At 62.0% G+C, this 15,811-nt stretch carries 13 protein-coding genes; 12 read left to right on the top strand and 1 reads right to left on the bottom strand.

Annotation, left to right across the window (positions count from 1 at the left end; all coding sequences use genetic code 11):
- Window positions 1-22: 22 nt before the first annotated feature.
- Complete coding sequence (locus tag C6366_RS10585) at window positions 23-1,393, bottom strand: deoxyribodipyrimidine photo-lyase (RefSeq protein ID WP_107737774.1); 1,371 nt, start codon at window positions 1,391-1,393, stop codon at window positions 23-25.
- A gap of 230 nt (window positions 1,394-1,623) precedes the next feature.
- Between C6366_RS10585 and tssA the strand changes: the two genes are divergently transcribed.
- The 12 genes from tssA to C6366_RS10525 all read left to right on the top strand — a co-directional run bounded on the left by tssA (window position 1,624) and on the right by C6366_RS10525 (window position 15,782).
- The gene (gene tssA / locus C6366_RS10580; protein WP_107737772.1) at window positions 1,624-3,267 is read left to right on the top strand and encodes a type VI secretion system protein TssA; all 1,644 of its coding nucleotides are present in this window, start codon (window positions 1,624-1,626) and stop codon (window positions 3,265-3,267) included.
- 234 nt (window positions 3,268-3,501) lie between these two features.
- On the top strand, window positions 3,502-3,987 hold the full coding sequence (gene tssB / locus C6366_RS10575; RefSeq protein ID WP_107737770.1) for a type VI secretion system contractile sheath small subunit: 486 nt from the start codon (window positions 3,502-3,504) through the stop codon (window positions 3,985-3,987).
- Window positions 3,988-3,999: 12 nt separating this feature from the next.
- A complete protein-coding gene (tssC, locus tag C6366_RS10570; protein ID WP_107737768.1) occupies window positions 4,000-5,481 on the top strand; it encodes a type VI secretion system contractile sheath large subunit in 1,482 nt (493 codons plus the stop codon).
- A gap of 36 nt (window positions 5,482-5,517) precedes the next feature.
- Window positions 5,518-5,997, top strand: a complete 480-nt coding sequence (locus C6366_RS10565; protein WP_107737766.1) for an Hcp family type VI secretion system effector — start codon at window positions 5,518-5,520, stop codon at window positions 5,995-5,997.
- Window positions 5,998-6,077: 80 nt separating this feature from the next.
- The gene (gene tssE / locus C6366_RS10560; RefSeq protein WP_107737764.1) at window positions 6,078-6,494 is read left to right on the top strand and encodes a type VI secretion system baseplate subunit TssE; all 417 of its coding nucleotides are present in this window, start codon (window positions 6,078-6,080) and stop codon (window positions 6,492-6,494) included.
- A 5-nt stretch (window positions 6,495-6,499) separates the two neighbouring features.
- Window positions 6,500-8,227, top strand: a complete 1,728-nt coding sequence (gene tssF, locus C6366_RS10555) for a type VI secretion system baseplate subunit TssF (RefSeq protein WP_107737762.1) — start codon at window positions 6,500-6,502, stop codon at window positions 8,225-8,227.
- Window positions 8,191-9,357: a type VI secretion system baseplate subunit TssG gene (tssG, locus tag C6366_RS10550; RefSeq protein ID WP_107737760.1), complete on the top strand. Its 1,167-nt coding sequence runs from the start codon at window positions 8,191-8,193 to the stop codon at window positions 9,355-9,357. Before tssF ends, tssG begins: the two co-directional genes overlap by 37 nt.
- A complete protein-coding gene (gene tssH / locus C6366_RS10545) occupies window positions 9,354-12,134 on the top strand; it encodes a type VI secretion system ATPase TssH (RefSeq protein ID WP_107737758.1) in 2,781 nt (926 codons plus the stop codon). The genes tssG and tssH overlap by 4 nt, the downstream gene beginning before the upstream one ends.
- 18 nt (window positions 12,135-12,152) lie before the next feature.
- Window positions 12,153-12,929, top strand: coding sequence for a hypothetical protein (locus C6366_RS10540; RefSeq protein WP_107737756.1), 777 nt, complete (start codon window positions 12,153-12,155; stop codon window positions 12,927-12,929).
- Window positions 12,930-12,956: 27 nt separating this feature from the next.
- Window positions 12,957-13,667: a type VI secretion lipoprotein TssJ gene (locus C6366_RS10535; RefSeq protein ID WP_158269735.1), complete on the top strand. Its 711-nt coding sequence runs from the start codon at window positions 12,957-12,959 to the stop codon at window positions 13,665-13,667.
- Window positions 13,667-15,058: a type VI secretion system baseplate subunit TssK gene (gene tssK / locus C6366_RS10530; RefSeq protein WP_158269734.1), complete on the top strand. Its 1,392-nt coding sequence runs from the start codon at window positions 13,667-13,669 to the stop codon at window positions 15,056-15,058. Before C6366_RS10535 ends, tssK begins: the two co-directional genes overlap by 1 nt.
- A 7-nt stretch (window positions 15,059-15,065) precedes the next feature.
- Window positions 15,066-15,782, top strand: coding sequence for a DotU family type IV/VI secretion system protein (locus C6366_RS10525; RefSeq protein ID WP_107737750.1), 717 nt, complete (start codon window positions 15,066-15,068; stop codon window positions 15,780-15,782).
- Window positions 15,783-15,811 lie beyond the last annotated feature (29 nt).

Here is a 15,811-nt window from a genome sequence, read left to right as displayed (position 1 = left end):
ACGGAATGGCCGCGATGGTTTTTTATTGGCTGGAAAACCGACGGATGTATTTCGGAACATCGAACTTCCGGGCGCAGCCCGTGGCGCTCATGTAACGGATCTGGCCAAAAACCGAGCGCTCGAACCAGGGCCGATCATGCACTCCGCCGATGCTCCAGGCAATACCAGCGTAGCCGTTGGGGTCCCGGCCGTCCAGTTCGTACTTGTCGTTGAGCAGGACGGCGATCTCCAGGGCGTCCTCGGGAGACGGGGTCCATTCCAAAATCTTCTTGGCCCAGTACATGCGCATATAGCCGTGCATCTTTCCGGTCTCGGTCATTTCCTGCTGGGCCGCGTTCCAGAGCGGGTCATGGGTGGCGGCGGTTTCAAAAGTTTGAATATCGTAGATGTATTCCCGCTTATCCGCGCGATGCTTGTCCAGGGTTTTCCGGGCCCAGTCCGGAAACCCGTCCACCCGGTCGTAGGCCTGGTTGTACCAGCAAAAATTGTCCGCCAGCTCCCGGCGGACGATCAGTTCCTCCAGGAAAGCTTCCCTGGACGCGGCGGAGGCCGATGAGCGCAGGACATCCCAAGCGACCCGCTGGGCTGAGATCTGACCGAAATGCAGGTAGAGGGACAGATTGGAAAGCACCGGAGCGTTGGGGTCGTTGCGCTGGGAGTACATGTCCAGACGGTGCTCCAGAAACTCCCGGAGCATCTCCTCCGCGCCGCGCTCGCCAGGGCGGAGCCAGTCCACTTCCGCGACGTCGCTGTTAACCTGGAGATGCTTTCTGATGGCGTCCCAATCCGTGGACTTGTTGAAGACATCCGCCGAGGGTGCCGCGGGAAACGTGGGAACCTCGGGAAACGGGGTCAGGAATTCATCCAGCTTGCGGTGAATCTTGGGGCGAATGGTCCGGGCCGCGTACTCCTGTTTGGGCGAGGTCTCTCGGCAGGGCACGATGTTATGGGCATCCACCTCAAAGAACGGAACGGTCAGATGCGCCAGCACGTCCTCTTTCCATCGTCGCTTGACGCGCAGTGGGTCGAAATCCGTGACCAGCACGCCGGCATTGAGTTCGCGGACCATGCCGAGCACGCTTTGGGGAACCTCGCCCAGCCGGAGCACAAAGGCGATGTTGCGGCGGCGCAAATCCGCCTCCACCTCGGCCAGTCCTTTGAGCAGGAAGCCGTACTGTCGGATGGTCGCGCCCGGAAAGGCAGGGGCGAGGCAGAAGACCACGGCCAGGGGAACGTCGCGCTCCAGGGCCAGTTCCGCGGCGAAAAGCAGGGCCCAATTGTCCCGGACCCGCTGATCCCGGCTCATCCAGTAGACGACCGGGCCGCGAAGGCTTTCGGCGTTCTGGCTAAGAAAGGTGACACGGGAGGGGTGAATGGCCTGTGTGCGGTTCATGTGGTAGGGGTTCAGGGAGGGGCTTGCAGGAGCGACTTGGTGCGCTGGAATGGTCTGCTTTTGGAATATGGTTGTAGCGGCACCTTCCACGAGATGGTTGGCAAACTCCGTCATTCAGATGTAGAGGTTTTGCAATGTGATGTCGACGGTCGGCGTCGATGCGCGATCTCTTGGTCATCAGCCAGACAGTGACAGACAAACAATAATAGACGTCGAAGGATGGGAATTTCATGGACCTGAACGCTCTCGGCCGGGAGCCGATTCCCGGCGCAAGCCCCGTGGGCCAAGACGCCCGGTACGACCTTGAGTACGACCAGCTTCAGGGGGAAATCGACAAGCTGAACTCAGTGACCAATCTGACCGAGGTGAGTTGGAAGCGGGTCGTGGAGCTTGGGACGAACATCCTTGAAACCAAATCCAAGGATCTTCTGGCCGCTGTGTACTTGTCCGTGGGGCTGCTGCACGAGGCCGGCCTAGAGGGCATGGGCACCGGAAGTCAGGTGCTGCGGGACATGGTCGCCTCCTTTTGGGACGACTGCTTTCCGCCCAAAAAACGCCTGCGGGGACGGATAAACGCTTTTTCCTGGTGGCAGGAAAAGACCACGGCCTGGTTGAAGGGCTTGCCGCCTGACCCCGTCCCCGCGGAACTGCACCGAACCATTCTGGAAAACGTCGAGGCCCTGGACAAGAGCCTTGGCGAGCTGCTGCCTGATTTGCCGCCTTTAAGAGATGTGATCGTCGCGGTGAAAAGACTTCCGGTCCAGTCTCCTCCTCAGGAGGAGCAGAGAGGGAAGTCGGGCGAAGATCCTGCAGATCAGACTCAGGGACAGGACCAGGGTCAGGCCCAGGCCCAGAACCGGACCCAAGCTCAGGACAACGGAGAGGATAAGGTCTCAGAACCGTCGCCTTCACGCTCGGAAGCCCAGGCTCCATCCTCGGCTAAGTCGGCCTCCCCGGTCCTCTCCGCCGTGCCCCCCGAGGACGTCGCATCGGCACGCAAGGCCTTGGGAGCAGCCGCGACCGCCTTCGTCGGCCTCGGGCGCGGTGCCGATCCCACGGACTCGTGGGTTTGGAAGGCAGCCAGAATAGCGGCGTGGCTCGCCGTAAAGACGTTGCCTCCGAACCAGGGCGGCCAGACCATGATTCCGGCCCCGGACGTGGACATCAAGGCGGCTTTGCGCAAGCTGATCGCCGAGGGCAAGTTCCGTGAGGCCGCGTTTGCCGCGGAAAGCCGCTTCCCCGGAGCCATTTTCTGGTTCGACTTGCAGCAGGTGACGGCCAAGGCTCTGGAGGGCCTGGGAGAGGACTACGCGCCGGCCCTGGCCGTGGTTCGGGGCGAGTTGTGGGATTTGCTGACGCGTTTTCAAGGGCTCGAACAGCTTGCCTTTGTCGATGGAACGCCCTTTGCCGATCCCGAAACCAAGGCATGGATTACGACGCTGGCCGGTGGCGCTCGGGGCACGGGCACACAAGGTGGAGCAGCCGAGGATGACGAATTCGTGCATCGGGCCCTGGAGCAAGCCGAGTCCCGGTACACCAAAAAGGACGAGCCCGGAGCCCTGGACGCCCTCTCCACGGCCCTGCGGGCCGCGCCCAACGGTCCTGCAAAAATCCAGTTGCGTCTGGCCCAGATGGACATGCTTTCCCGATCCGGGCGCTTCGCCCTGGCCGTGACCCTGGCCGAGGAGCTATTGACGGAAATGGAAAATCGAGACCTCGCGACCTGGGCCCCGGAGCTGACCGTGGATGTGCTGCGAGCCTGCCATGGAGCGTACCTGGGCAAGGGCGGGGAGGCCAACCTGGCGCGAGCCAGGGAATTGGCCGGGATGGTCGGACGGATCCGCCCGGCGGCGGCCCTGAATCTGGCGATTTGATCCCATGAGCGGGAGCGTCTCTGGGCGCGTTGCGCTGCTTCTTGCGGGACGAAAATTGTAATACAAAAATATACCAAGATATTGAAGAGCAATGTGCTTGAATCGAAGAACTCGTCGATACTTTTTCCTTGCCATGTTCCTATTCAATACCATACAAATATGCAGGCAAGAATCGGCTGAGTGTATATTTTTGGCAATAACGCGGCCGCCATATTATCACCGAGGAGGATGTCAATGACGAAGGAAGGATCCATCGCCCCCAAGGAGCGGGTGAACATCGTGTATCGGCCCGCCACGGGAGACGCCAAGGAAGAGGTGGAGTTGCCGCTGAAGATGATAATTCTGGGCGACTTCACGCAGCGTCCCGACGACCGGATGGTTGAGGACCGGGATCCCGTCTCCGTGGACAAGGACAACTTCAACGACGTGCTCAAGGCCCAGGGGCTGGAAATGACCGTAAACGTTCCCAACCGGCTTTCCGACGAGGAAGACGCCCAGATGGCCGTCAACCTCAAGTTTGACAGCCTCAAGGACTTCGAGCCGGACGCCATTGTCCGCAAGGTCCCCGAACTGGCTAAACTGATGGAGCTGCGCGAGGCGCTCAAGGCGCTCAAGGGTCCCCTGGCCAACGTACCGGATTTCCGTAAAAAGGTGCAGGAACTGGTCAAGGACGAGGGCGCGCGGGCCAAGTTGCTCAAGGAACTGGGAATCGAAGGGTAAGGAGGATCAATCATGGCAGATGAACAGGTTCAAGCCCAGGAAGCCGCCGGAGCCCAAGCCTCCGAGGGGGGCAGCCTCCTGGATGAAATCGTTGAGGCCTCCAAGGTCAAGCCTTCGGATGAAGGCTATTCCATGACCAAGGCCGGCTTGCAGGCCTTTTTGAAGCAGATCGTGGAGCGCAATACCGACGCCAAGATATCCGGTGCGCTGGTGGACGACATGATCTCCGAAATCGACCAGAAGCTCTCGGCCCAGGTCAATACGGTAATGCACGACAAGCAGTTCCAGCAGTTGGAAAGCTCCTGGCGTTCCCTGAAGTTTTTGGTGGATCGAACGGATTTCCGACAGAACATCAAGGTGGAATTCATCAACGTCTCCAAGGAAGACCTGCTTTCAGACTTCGAAGACGCCCCGGAAGTGGTCAAGTCCGGACTGTACAAGCAGGTCTACACAGCGGAGTACGGCCAGTTCGGCGGCAAGCCCATCGGGGCCATGGTGGCCAACTACGATTTTGGCCCTGGCCCTCAGGACGTCTCGCTGTTGCAGTACGTGGCCTCGGTTTCGGCCATGGCCCATGCCCCGTTCATCGCCGCGGCGGGCAAGGATTTCTTCGGCATCGACACCTGGGAACAGCTCCCCAACCTGAAGGATCTGCATTCCATCTTCGACATGCCACAGTACACCAAGTGGCGGTCGTTCCGGGAGACCGAGGACGCCCGTTACGTGGGCCTGACCCTGCCCAAATTTTTGCTCCGGTTGCCCTATTCGCCCACCACGGTCCCGGCCAAGAGCTTCTCCTTCCGGGAAGAGGCCCAGCACAACGACGATTTCTGCTGGGGGAACACGGCCTTCGCCTTCGCCTCCCGGCTGACGGACAGCTTCGCCAAGTATCGTTGGTGCGCCAACATCATCGGCCCCCAGGGCGGCGGGGAAGTGGACAATCTGCCGCTGTACCAGTTCGAGGCCATGGGCCAGACCCAAACCAAGATTCCGACCCAGGTACTGATCTCCGAGCGCCGGGAATACGAACTGGCCGAGGAAGGCTTCATCGCCCTGACCATGCGCAAGGGATCGGACAACGCGGCCTTCTTCTCGGCCAACTCGGCCCAGGCTCCGAAAATTTTCCCGGACACCCCGGAAGGCAAGGCCGCGGAGCTGAACTTCAGGCTGTCCACCCAGTTGCCGTACATGATGGTCATGAACCGTCTGGCCCATTACATCAAGGTCATCCAGCGGGAAAACATCGGCACCTGGAAGGAGAGAGTGGACCTGGAGCGCGAACTGAACAAGTGGATCAGCCAGTATGTCACGGAAATGGACAACCCGGACCCCACCACCCGCAGCAAGCGGCCCCTGCGCATGGCGCAGATCGAGGTCCACGACGTGGCCGGGGATCCTGGCTGGTATTCGGTCAGCCTGAAGGCCAGACCCCACTTCAAGTATATGGGCGCCAGCTTTACCCTTTCACTGGTCGGCAAACTGGACAAAGAATAATTCTTCGAAAAACCACATCCAACGGAGGGTTCGAAAATGGCAATGACGGCGTACATGGCGGTAAAAGGCAACTCCCAGGGCGACATCAAGGGCGACTGCGCCCAGGGTGGCGACAAGAAGGACAAGGTTCTGGTCTACGCCTCGGATCACGTGGTAGAGATTCCCAAGGACACCCATACCGGCCTGCCCACCGGGCAGCGCATTCACCATCCTTTTTCCATCACCAAGCACAAGGACCCGGCCTCGCCCAAGCTGTTCAAGGCCTGCTGCACCGGCGAACAGTGCGAGGTGACCCTGGACTATTACCGGATCAAGGACGACGGAACCGAGGAAAAGTACTACACAGTGAAGATGGAAAACGCGATCATCGTCAGCATGCGCGAGTACACTCCAATGACCTTCCTTGCGGACAACAAGCCCTATCATGACATGGAAGAGGTCGCCATGACCTACTCCAAGATCACCTGGACCTTCAACGATGGCAACATCGAATACACGGATGACTGGAAGAAGTAATCCGCTCCGAATCGATCACTCCGAAGGACGAAGAACAGTCGTCCTTCGGAGTGTGATCGATACTTGAGGGACCCTAATCCATGCGGGAAAAGCGCTTGTTGGAGAGGTTGCGGGCCATTGAAGCGGATCCGGACTGGCGCGGGGAGACGGACCCGAAGATCGCCATTTCCTCGGTTTTGAATCATCTGGGCAAGATTTTGAACACGCGACAGGGCAGCGCGCCTATTGCGGATGATTACGGCGTGCCGGATTTCTCCAGCATCGCCAGCTCCTTTGGCACGGATTCGCTGCCGGAAATCGAGGACGCCATCAGCAAGGTCATCACCAAATACGAACCGCGTCTGGTGGGCGTGAAGGTCCACTTTGAACCTCGGCCGGACAAGCCGTTCATGATCGCCTTTAAGCTCTTGGCCAGGGTCCGGGTGGAAGGCCGGGAAATGCCCGTGGTTTTCGAGACCGTGCTCAATCCCGATGGCCACATCACCGTACTGGAGTAGCCCGGGTGATCGAGAAGTACTACCAGCGAGAACTGTCCAACCTGCGCGATCTGGCCGCGGAGTTCGCCAAGGCCCATCCGGCCCTGGCGCCCATGCTCACCGGCCAGTCCGCGGACCCGGACGCGGAGCGTCTGCTGGAAGGCACGGCTTTTCTGTCCGGACTGATCTATGAAAAGCTGGACGATGATTTTCCGGAGATCGTCCATGGGCTGATTCAGCTCATCTTTCCCCACTATCTGCGCCCCATTCCCTCGGCCACCCTGATCCGCTTCACGCCCAAGCGCAGCCTGCGTGAAATCATCGTGATCAAAAAAGGCACGGCCATCGACTCCGTAGAATCCGAGGGCACCCGTTGCACCTTCACCACCAGCTACGACGTCCGGCTTTTTCCCATGTCCGTGACCTCGGTATCGTTTTCCGCGCCCGGCGGACACGGCAGGTTGCGCATCGACCTGTCCCTGACCGGTCTGGACGCGGCCTCCTTCACTCCGAACTCCCTGCGATTCCACTTGGCCGGGGTGTACACCGAAGCCTCCCGCCGGAATTGGCTGTTGTTCACCCGGCTGCGCGATGTCCGGCTGGTGGCCGCGGACGGCAAGGTGGTCCCCCTGGGTGCCAAGGCCGTGACCCCGGTGGGCTTTGGCGAGGACGATTCCCTGATTCCCTTTCCGGCCAGATCCTTCCCCGGCTACCGCATCCTGCAGGAATATTTCGTCTTGCCGGAAAAATTTCTGTTTTTTGACGTCAACGGCCTGGACCGATGGCACAACCGGGGCTCGGGTACCGGCTTTTCCCTGGAGTTTGACTTCGCCGATCTGCCTCCGGACCTGCCGGCCATGCGGGCCGAACATTTTCAACTTTTCGTCACCCCGGCCCTGAACCTGTTTCCGCACCAGGCCGACCCGATCCTCCTGGACCACAAAAGAGCGGACTATCCCATCCGGGCAGGGGGGGAAAATCCCCGCCACTACCAGATTTACGCAGTGAACAAGGTTATCGGTTTCGTCCAGGGCACGGTGCAGGAACGGGAATACCTGCCCTTTGAATTGTTCAACCCGCAGGTGGAGGCCACTCCGGTTTACGCAGTGCATCACCGCTTGTCGCCCCTGGACGGCAAGGCCGAACTGCACCTCTCCGTGGCCTATCCCGGAGGGAACAAGGAGCCCAGCCTGGAGACCCTGTCTCTGGACATCCTGTGCACCAACGCCTCCCTGCCGGAAACCCTGCGCATGGGCGACGTGCGCATGCCCACGGAGTCGTCCTCCGAGCTGGCCGATTTCGCCAATATTCGCTCGCCCACGGCCCCGGTTCAGCCGCCCCTGGGCAAGAACCTGCTCTGGCGGCTGCTCTCCCATTTGTTTTTGAACTACCTGTCCGTGGCCACGCCGGAGAATCTGCGCTCCGTGCTCAAGCTGTACATCTTCACGGAGACCAGGGACCGGGCCACGGTCCTGGCCAACGCCCAACGGGTGGAAGGCATCGTGGGCATGGACCTGCGAGCCGCGGATCGGTTTGTCCAGGGCTATCTGCTGCGCGGGCAGGACATCCGGGTCCAATTGGACCGCCAGGGCTTCACCGGCGAGGGGGACATGCACCTGTTCGGTTCGGTTCTGGACGTTTTTCTGGGCAATTACGCCGCCATCAACGCCTACACGCAGCTGACCGTCACGGACACGCTGCGCAAGGAGCAGTTTACATGGCCGATCCGGCTGGGCGACCGCGTTCTGCTGTAGACCTCTCCGCGCCAAATAGCGGCACGGGCAGCGGTACGGGTAAGGCCCCAGACAGAGGCCCGGGCGCTCGTTCCAAGGGCAGGAAACGGCTCTCCGTCATGGAGGAGTTGGTCGACAACCCACGCGGCTTTTCCTTTCTGCAGGCCGTGCGGTTGTTGCGCCACGCGTATGGCGGACCGGGAACCAAGGGAGCGCGGACCTTTCTTCGGGAACAGCTCCGGGTCCGGCCCTACCTTTCCCTGGGGTTTCCGCCCACGGACCTGGTGGAGGTCAAGGAACTGCCCGGCGAAGACGACAGTCAAGCGGACGCCTTGCGCCGATTTCGGATGACGGCCACGTTTCTGGGGCTGTACGGCCCCTCATCGCCGCTCCCCACATTTTACACCGAGGAGCTGCTGGACGAGCAGAACGAGGACGGCAGCGTCAGCCGGGATTTTCTGGACATCCTGAATCACGGCTTTTTCGTGCTCTTCGCCCTGGCCGACGCCCACTACAACCTGTGCCACCAGGTTTGCGAGGAACAGGACGAGGACATCCTGCTGCGCCTGTTCGCCCTGATCGGGCTGGGCCACCAGGACATGCTGGACCATTCCTTTCGCCAGCCCGGATATTTGTTGCGGGCCACGGGGTTGCTGACCCAGTTTCCCCGGTCTTCCGTGGGATTGAAGGGCGTGCTCGCGGACCGGATCGGCGCTCCGGTTCAGGTACTGCCTTGCCAGCCGCGCATGGCCACGATCCCCGAGGACCAGCGTTGTCGACTCGGCCGGGAAGCCAACGTTCTGGGCTTCGACTCCTGGATCGGAGACCGAGTGGCGGACGCCATGGGCAAGATTCGGATCGTCGTCGGCCCCTTGGACGCGGACGCGTTCCAAAGGGAGCTGCCCGGCGAAACGGACCACGACGAACTGATCAAATTGATTCGATTTTACTGCACTCAGCCGCTGGAATTCGATCTGGAGTTCGTGCTGGCCCCCCAAGAGGCCCTGCCGGGGCGCCTGGGCGAAGCGCGCTGGTCCCGGTTGGGGTGCGACGTCTGGCTTACGTCGGAGCCGCTTGCCCAAGGGCGGGCCGTTTTTCCCGAGCGCCGACGGATTTGGGATGACCATCAGCAAAGGAGCACCGTGCTATGATCGGCGTGGACATGAAAGCCCTGTTGGAGAAATGCAACGGGTACACTACCCAGGCCCTGCACGCGGCCGCCGGACTAACCGTGAATCGTACCCATTACGAGGTCACGGTGGAGCATCTGCTCCTGGCCTGCCTGGAGGACCAGGGCGCGGACATTCCCCTGGCCCTGACTCGATTCGGGGCGGACATCGGGCGACTCAAGGCGGCCGTCAATGACAGCATGGAAGATTTTCGGGCCGGAAATTCCTCCCGTCCGGTCTTTTCCCCTCTGCTGATGGAACTCTTGGAAGCGGCCTGGCTGGTGGCCTCGGTGGACCTGGGTCTGACCCGAATCCGTTCCGGAGCCATCCTGCTGGCATTTCTGCGCAAACCGGCCTTGTACGCCCAGGGCGGCTACACGGATCTGATCGGCCAGGTCAACCGGGAAGAGCTGCAAAAGAACTTCTGGGATTTGGCCAAGGTATCCACGGAAAGCGCTGGCGAAGGGCCGGCGGCCAAACCCACGGGGGAGGCGGCGCGCACGCCCGGCGGAACCGGGGAGAGCTTCATCGCCAAGTTCTGCGAGGACTTCACGGCCAAGGCCAAGGCCGGAAAAATCGACGCAGTCTTTGGCCGGGACCCGGAAATCCGTCAGATCGTGGACATCCTGGCTCGGCGGCGCAAGAACAATCCCATCCTGGTGGGCGAGCCCGGAGTGGGCAAGACCGCGGTAATCGAAGGCCTGGCCCTGCGCATCACCCAGGGCGACGTACCCGAGGTTTTGGAAGGCGTGACCCTGCTCGGCCTGGACATGGGCCTGCTGGAGGCCGGGGCCGGGATGAAGGGCGAGTTCGAACGCCGCCTGAAAGGGGTGCTGGACGAGATCAAGTCCAGCGAAAAGCCCATTGTCCTGTTCATTGACGAGGCTCACACTCTGGTGGGCGCGGGGGGCACGGCCGGAGGCTCGGACGCGGCCAATCTGCTCAAACCGGCCCTGGCCAGGGGCGAAATCAAGACCTGCGCCGCCACCACCTGGAAGGAATACAAGAAATACTTCGAGAAGGACCCAGCCCTGGCCCGCCGGTTCCAGTTGGTCAAGCTTGACGAACCCAGCGTGCTTACAGCGGCTCTGATCCTGCGCGGCATCCGCGACGCCTACGAAGCCGCGCACAAGGTGGTTATCCGCGACGACGCCATCGAATGCGCCGCGGAGTTCTCCCACCGCTACATCACCGGTCGGTTCTTGCCGGACAAGGCCATCGATCTGCTGGACACGGCCTGTGCCCGGGTCAAGGTCAGCCTGTCCTCCAAACCCGGCGAACTGGAGGACAAGGAACGGGCCATCCAGGCCGCCCAGCGGGAAAAGAAAGCTCTGGAACGGGATTTGGCCAACGGGGCCCCGGTGGACCTGGATCGGATTCAGGAACTGGAAGGCAAAATCACCGACCTGACCGCCCAGGCCGAGGACGTCCGCGCCGCCTGGCAAAAAGAGCTTGAAGCGGCCCGACTCTTGATCGACGCCCGCACCGCGCTGAACGCTGGCATGGCGGAGCAAAGCGACAAGGCCGGTGCGCCAGATGCACTAGATAGCTCGGATACGTCCCATACTTCCCATGCCTCCCATGTGACGGACATCCCCACGACATCGGACCAGGAAGCCTTGCGCACGGCTCTGGCCGATGCCCGGACAGCCTATGACGCAGTTCGAGTGGGGGACGGCTTGGTGTCCATTGAGGTCACCTCGGACGTGGTGGCCAAGGTGGTTAGCGACTGGACCGGCATCCCCGTGGGCAAGGTGGCCCGGGAGCAGGCCGCGGTGGCCGTGGACCTGGAACGACGTCTGGGCGAGCGGATCAAGGGCCAGGACGCGGCCTTGCGCGCCGTGGCCGAGGCCGTCAAGGCGGCCAAAGCCGGACTGCGCGGTCCGGAGCAGCCCTCGGGCGTGTTCCTGCTGGTGGGCCCCTCGGGCGTGGGCAAGACCGAGACCGGGCTGGCCCTGGCGGACATCCTCTTCGGCGACGAGCGCAGCGTGGTGACCATCAACATGAGCGAGTTCCAGGAAAAACACACGGTTTCCCGGCTGATCGGCTCCCCGCCGGGCTACGTGGGCTACGGCGAGGGCGGGATGCTCAGCGAGGCCGTGCGCCAGCGGCCCTATTCCGTGGTCCTGCTGGACGAGGTGGAAAAGGCCCACCTGGACGTGATGAACCTGTTCTACCAGGTTTTTGACAAGGGCCTGCTCACGGACGGAGAAGGCAAGGAGATCAGCTTCCGGAACACCGTGATCATGCTCACCTCCAACCTGGGCGCGGACGTGATCCAGGAAATGACCAAGGACGGAGCCGAACTGGACCTGGACACCGTACTCTCCGCGGTCCGCCCGATCCTCTCCGAGCACTTCAAGCCGGCCCTGCTGGCCCGGATGTCCATCGTGCCCTACCAGAGCCTGTCCGGGGAGGCCATGCGCCGCATCGCCCGGCTCAAGCTGGACGCCCTGGCCCGACGACTCCTGCTGAACAACAAGATGACCATGACCTACGCGGACACGGTCCCGGATCAGATCGCGGCCCGGTGCACCGAGGTGGAAACCGGGGCTCGAAACATTGAGTACATCCTTTCCGGGACCATCCTGCCGCGCATGTCCCAGGAAATTCTCAGCCATATGTCCGACGCGGGCATGCCCAGGTCAGTGGCCCTGGACGTGGGCGAGGACGGCGGCTTTACCATGACCTTCGGCCATGACGACGGGCAAGCGAAGCCGGCCGGGCGCAAGAGCAAGGGCAAGGGCAAAAAAGCGTAGCGCGAACCAGGAGGATCAATGAAGAAAAGCGTCTGGATCACCATTCTGGAAAAAAACGAGGGCCTGGGGCGGATGGTTTTCGAGGAAACGGCCAAGTACGGACTCAATCCCAGTGGTCATTTCTGGGAGGACGACCTGGCCAAGCTGGTCTGGGCCGGGGCCGTGCCGGAGTTGGCCAAGGATGATTGCAAGGTCTGGCTGATCGTGGGTCAGGCCGCCAGCTTCGCCCAGCCGAGCATCCGTCAAGGATTGGCCCTGCTGGCCCTGGCGGCCCAGGCCGCCCATGGACACGCCTTTCCGATTCTGCTTTCCCCCTCCGGGGGCAAGGTGGCGGTGGAGGAGTTGCCCACCCCGCTGCGTGGGGCCGAAGTGGTCCAGAGCGGCCTGGGCGTGAGGGCCGTGGCCCGGGCCAACGCCAAGGCCCCTGAACTGACACTGGACTATCGTCTGGCCGTACATCCCCTGCCCGGTCTGGGCCTCTGGTTCGAGGTCGGTCCGGCCCGGGATCCCTGGAAGGGAGCCTTCCTGGGGAGCATAGGCGGTGAAGCCGCTGTCCCGGACGCCCACGGCGTGGGTCTGGCCGGGACCATCCCCCAGAACTCCACCCTGAACTACCCGGTGCGAGGGATGAAGATGGATCTGGGCGGCAAGGAGGCCACGGCCTGGGGCGTGCACAACGAACTCTCACCGGCCGAGTCCTACTACGTCCGCGTCACCGGCTCCCCCCAGGGGCTGGTCTTCGGCCCGTTCCCGGACCAGGACGACGCCGAGGTCTTTACTGTGACCCTTGTTTGAGGCAGGGTGCTGGGTATGCGTGCGGTTATGAAAAATTTTATTCAGGGTTGCGGGTTCATGGTTCACGGTTCACGATTCACGGTTCCGAGTGCACGCTCGCAATTCAATGCCGCCAGATCACTTCCCCCTCTTCGACCTTCAACCCCCAGCCTTCAGCTTTCAGCCCTTTTCCTCCTGCTTCTGTTCTTCCTGTCCGCCTGCCACGGCTATCCGCCGCCAGGGAAGAAGCCGCCGCCAAAGCCTTGGGAGACTCTCCAGAACGCGGCCAGTCCGGATCAGGTCAAGTGGACCTATCTGCCCGGCGGCCTCACCTTGAACCTCAAGGCGGACAAGGACCTGAACCTGTTTGAAGGATTTTCACACAACATCCTGCTCTGCACGTACCAGATGAGTTCCCCGGCCGCGTTCCAGGAACTGGCCGCGAATCTGGGCGGGATTCGCAAACTGCTGGAGTGCGCCCGGTTCGACCAGAGCGTGGTCCACGTGGAGCGGCGGTTCATCAGTCCGGGACAGGAATCCACCTTTGTCCTGGACCGGGCCGAAGGGGCGCAGCACATTGGGCTGGCGGCCGGATACAACGACTTGCAGCCCGGCTTGGTCACGACCCTGTATTCCTTTCCCGTGGTCACCGGCCGGGACGGCTGGTGGCCCTGGTCCTCGGACGTCTATAACCCTGGAACCCTGACCATGGACATTCTGCTGGGTCCCAATTCCATCCAGCGCATGGGAGTCGAATGATGGCCGACGGACCGATCTACTGGCATCAGGGGCTGTTTCTTCAGCCCCAGCACTTCCAGATTCTCAACCGGCAGTTCACGGACACGCTGGCCCCCCTACTCTCCAACCTGATTCCCTTTTTCTGGGGTGTGGCCGAGGTCGGCGTGAACGACGCGGCCCTGGCCGCCGGACGTTTCGAGCTGACGCAAATCTCGGTGCTTTTTCCCTCCACGGCCCGGGTGGTCAACTTTCCCGGCAACGCGGTGTGCGGCGGACGGCAGCTTTCCCTGGAGGCCATCCCGGTGGACGGCACCCTGACCGTTTATGTCGGTCTTCGGGCCATGAAACCGGGCGAACCCAACGTGACCGTGGCCGAGACCCCGGCCCAAATGGCCGCCGCTCCCACGCGACTGACCGTGCCCGTGGAGCCGGAAAACGTCCTGGACGACTACGGCGACGGCCCCTCCGCGCAAGTCCGGCGGATGTCCTACGTCCTGAATTTGGTCTTTGAGAACGAGCTGGACCAAGCCGGGGACTTCGATCTGATTCCCGTGGCCAGACTGACCCGGGAGGGAGACCGAACGGCTCTGGACCGGTCCTTCGTCCCTCCTTGCCTGACCCTGTCCGGCTCCGTGGCCCTGGCCGCGCTGCTCAAGGAACTGCGGGACCGTGTCCTGGGCAAGGCCCGGCAGCTTGAGGGGTACAAAAATCTTTCCGGCGGCGCTTCCACGGAATTCACCCTGCTGCTGATGGCCTTGCGCACCCTGTCCCGGTTCGCGGCCCGGATGGATCACGCCGTGGAAACTCCGTGCCTGTCGCCCTGGAACGCTTACGGCATCCTCCGGGAACTGGTGGCCGAATTGTCCGTTTTTTCCCTGGACATCAGCGCCCTGGGCGAAAACTGGCAGGATGAAAAACTGGTGCCCGACTACGCGCACACCGACTTGGGCCGCTGCTTTCGCGGGACCAGGGACGTGATCGTCTCCCTGTTGGAAAGCATTTCCGCCGGTCCGCGGTTCGTGACCCGCTTCGAGTTCAAGGATCCCTACTGGACCGCGGACATCCCCAACCAGATTCTGGCCGAGACCAAAACTTCCGGTGGGGAGTTCTGGCTGGTGCTGCATTCCGAAGTCGTGGATCCCCAGACCATGAGGGATTCGGCGTCTCGAATGCTCAAGCTGTCCGCCACCAGCGCCATGGGGTCGCTGCTGGTCCGGGCCTTGCCGGGCATCCCGCTGGCCGCGTCGGACAGCCCGCCCGCGGGCATGCCCAGACGGCACGGCGCTATTTATTTCCGCATCGGCCGGGAAAGCCCGCTCTGGGCTGAAATCGAAAAGAACGGCAGCATCGCCCTGCACTGGACCGAGGCCCCAAAAGATTTGGACGCCCAACTGGCCGTGCTGACAAGGTAGGCGCTTCGTGGCCCTGATCGACGATTTTCTCCCTGCCCTGGCTTTCGCGTCCATGCTCGGTTCAGAGACCAATCTGGCGGATACGCCCTACGCCACGGCCCGGGCCGATATGGACCGTTTGATCCGGCAAGGGATGGACCGGGCGAGTCGACGAGACCCGGCCCTGGCGGAAGAGGCCTTGTTCGCGGTCTGCGCCTTTGCCGACGAGGCCGTGCTGGCCTCCACTTGGCCGGGGCGGACGGAATGGATGCGCGACAAGCTGCAACAGGTCCACTTTCAAACGGTCAACGCCGGTGAGGAATTCTATCAGCGTTTGGCAGGACTGTGCGGCAAGCCGGCTCGAGAACCGCTGGACATGTCGCTTTTCGAAAACATGGAACAGAGCCCGAATTCAGTTCGCAGGGATGTCCTGGAAGTCTACGTGGCCTGCCTGACTCTGGGCTTCACTGGCCGATATTACGGCCCGGAAGGCCGAACCAAACTCGAAGAACTGACCCGGACCAACCTGGAGCAGCTCCATGGTGTACAACGTTCCCTCACCGAACGACTTTTTCCTGAAGTCTACGAAAAAGGACCGACCACGAGCCGACCTTCGCGCCTCTCGCCTGGCATTCAACTGGCCCTCCTGTTTCTCGCGCCTGGGCTGCTCGCCCTGGGCATCTACCTCTCCTACGCCTCCATGCTCTCCAATTTCGTTTCTGATTGGCTGAAGGCGCTGGGGTGATAAGATGATCTTCCCCGTGCCGCTGCCCC

The sequence above is a fragment of the Desulfonatronum sp. SC1 genome (genome assembly GCF_003046795.1).
Lineage (GTDB): Bacteria > Desulfobacterota > Desulfovibrionia > Desulfovibrionales > Desulfonatronaceae > Desulfonatronum.
The sequence above is the reverse complement of the archived record's forward strand: the minus strand, read 5'-3'. Positions and strand labels throughout refer to the sequence as shown.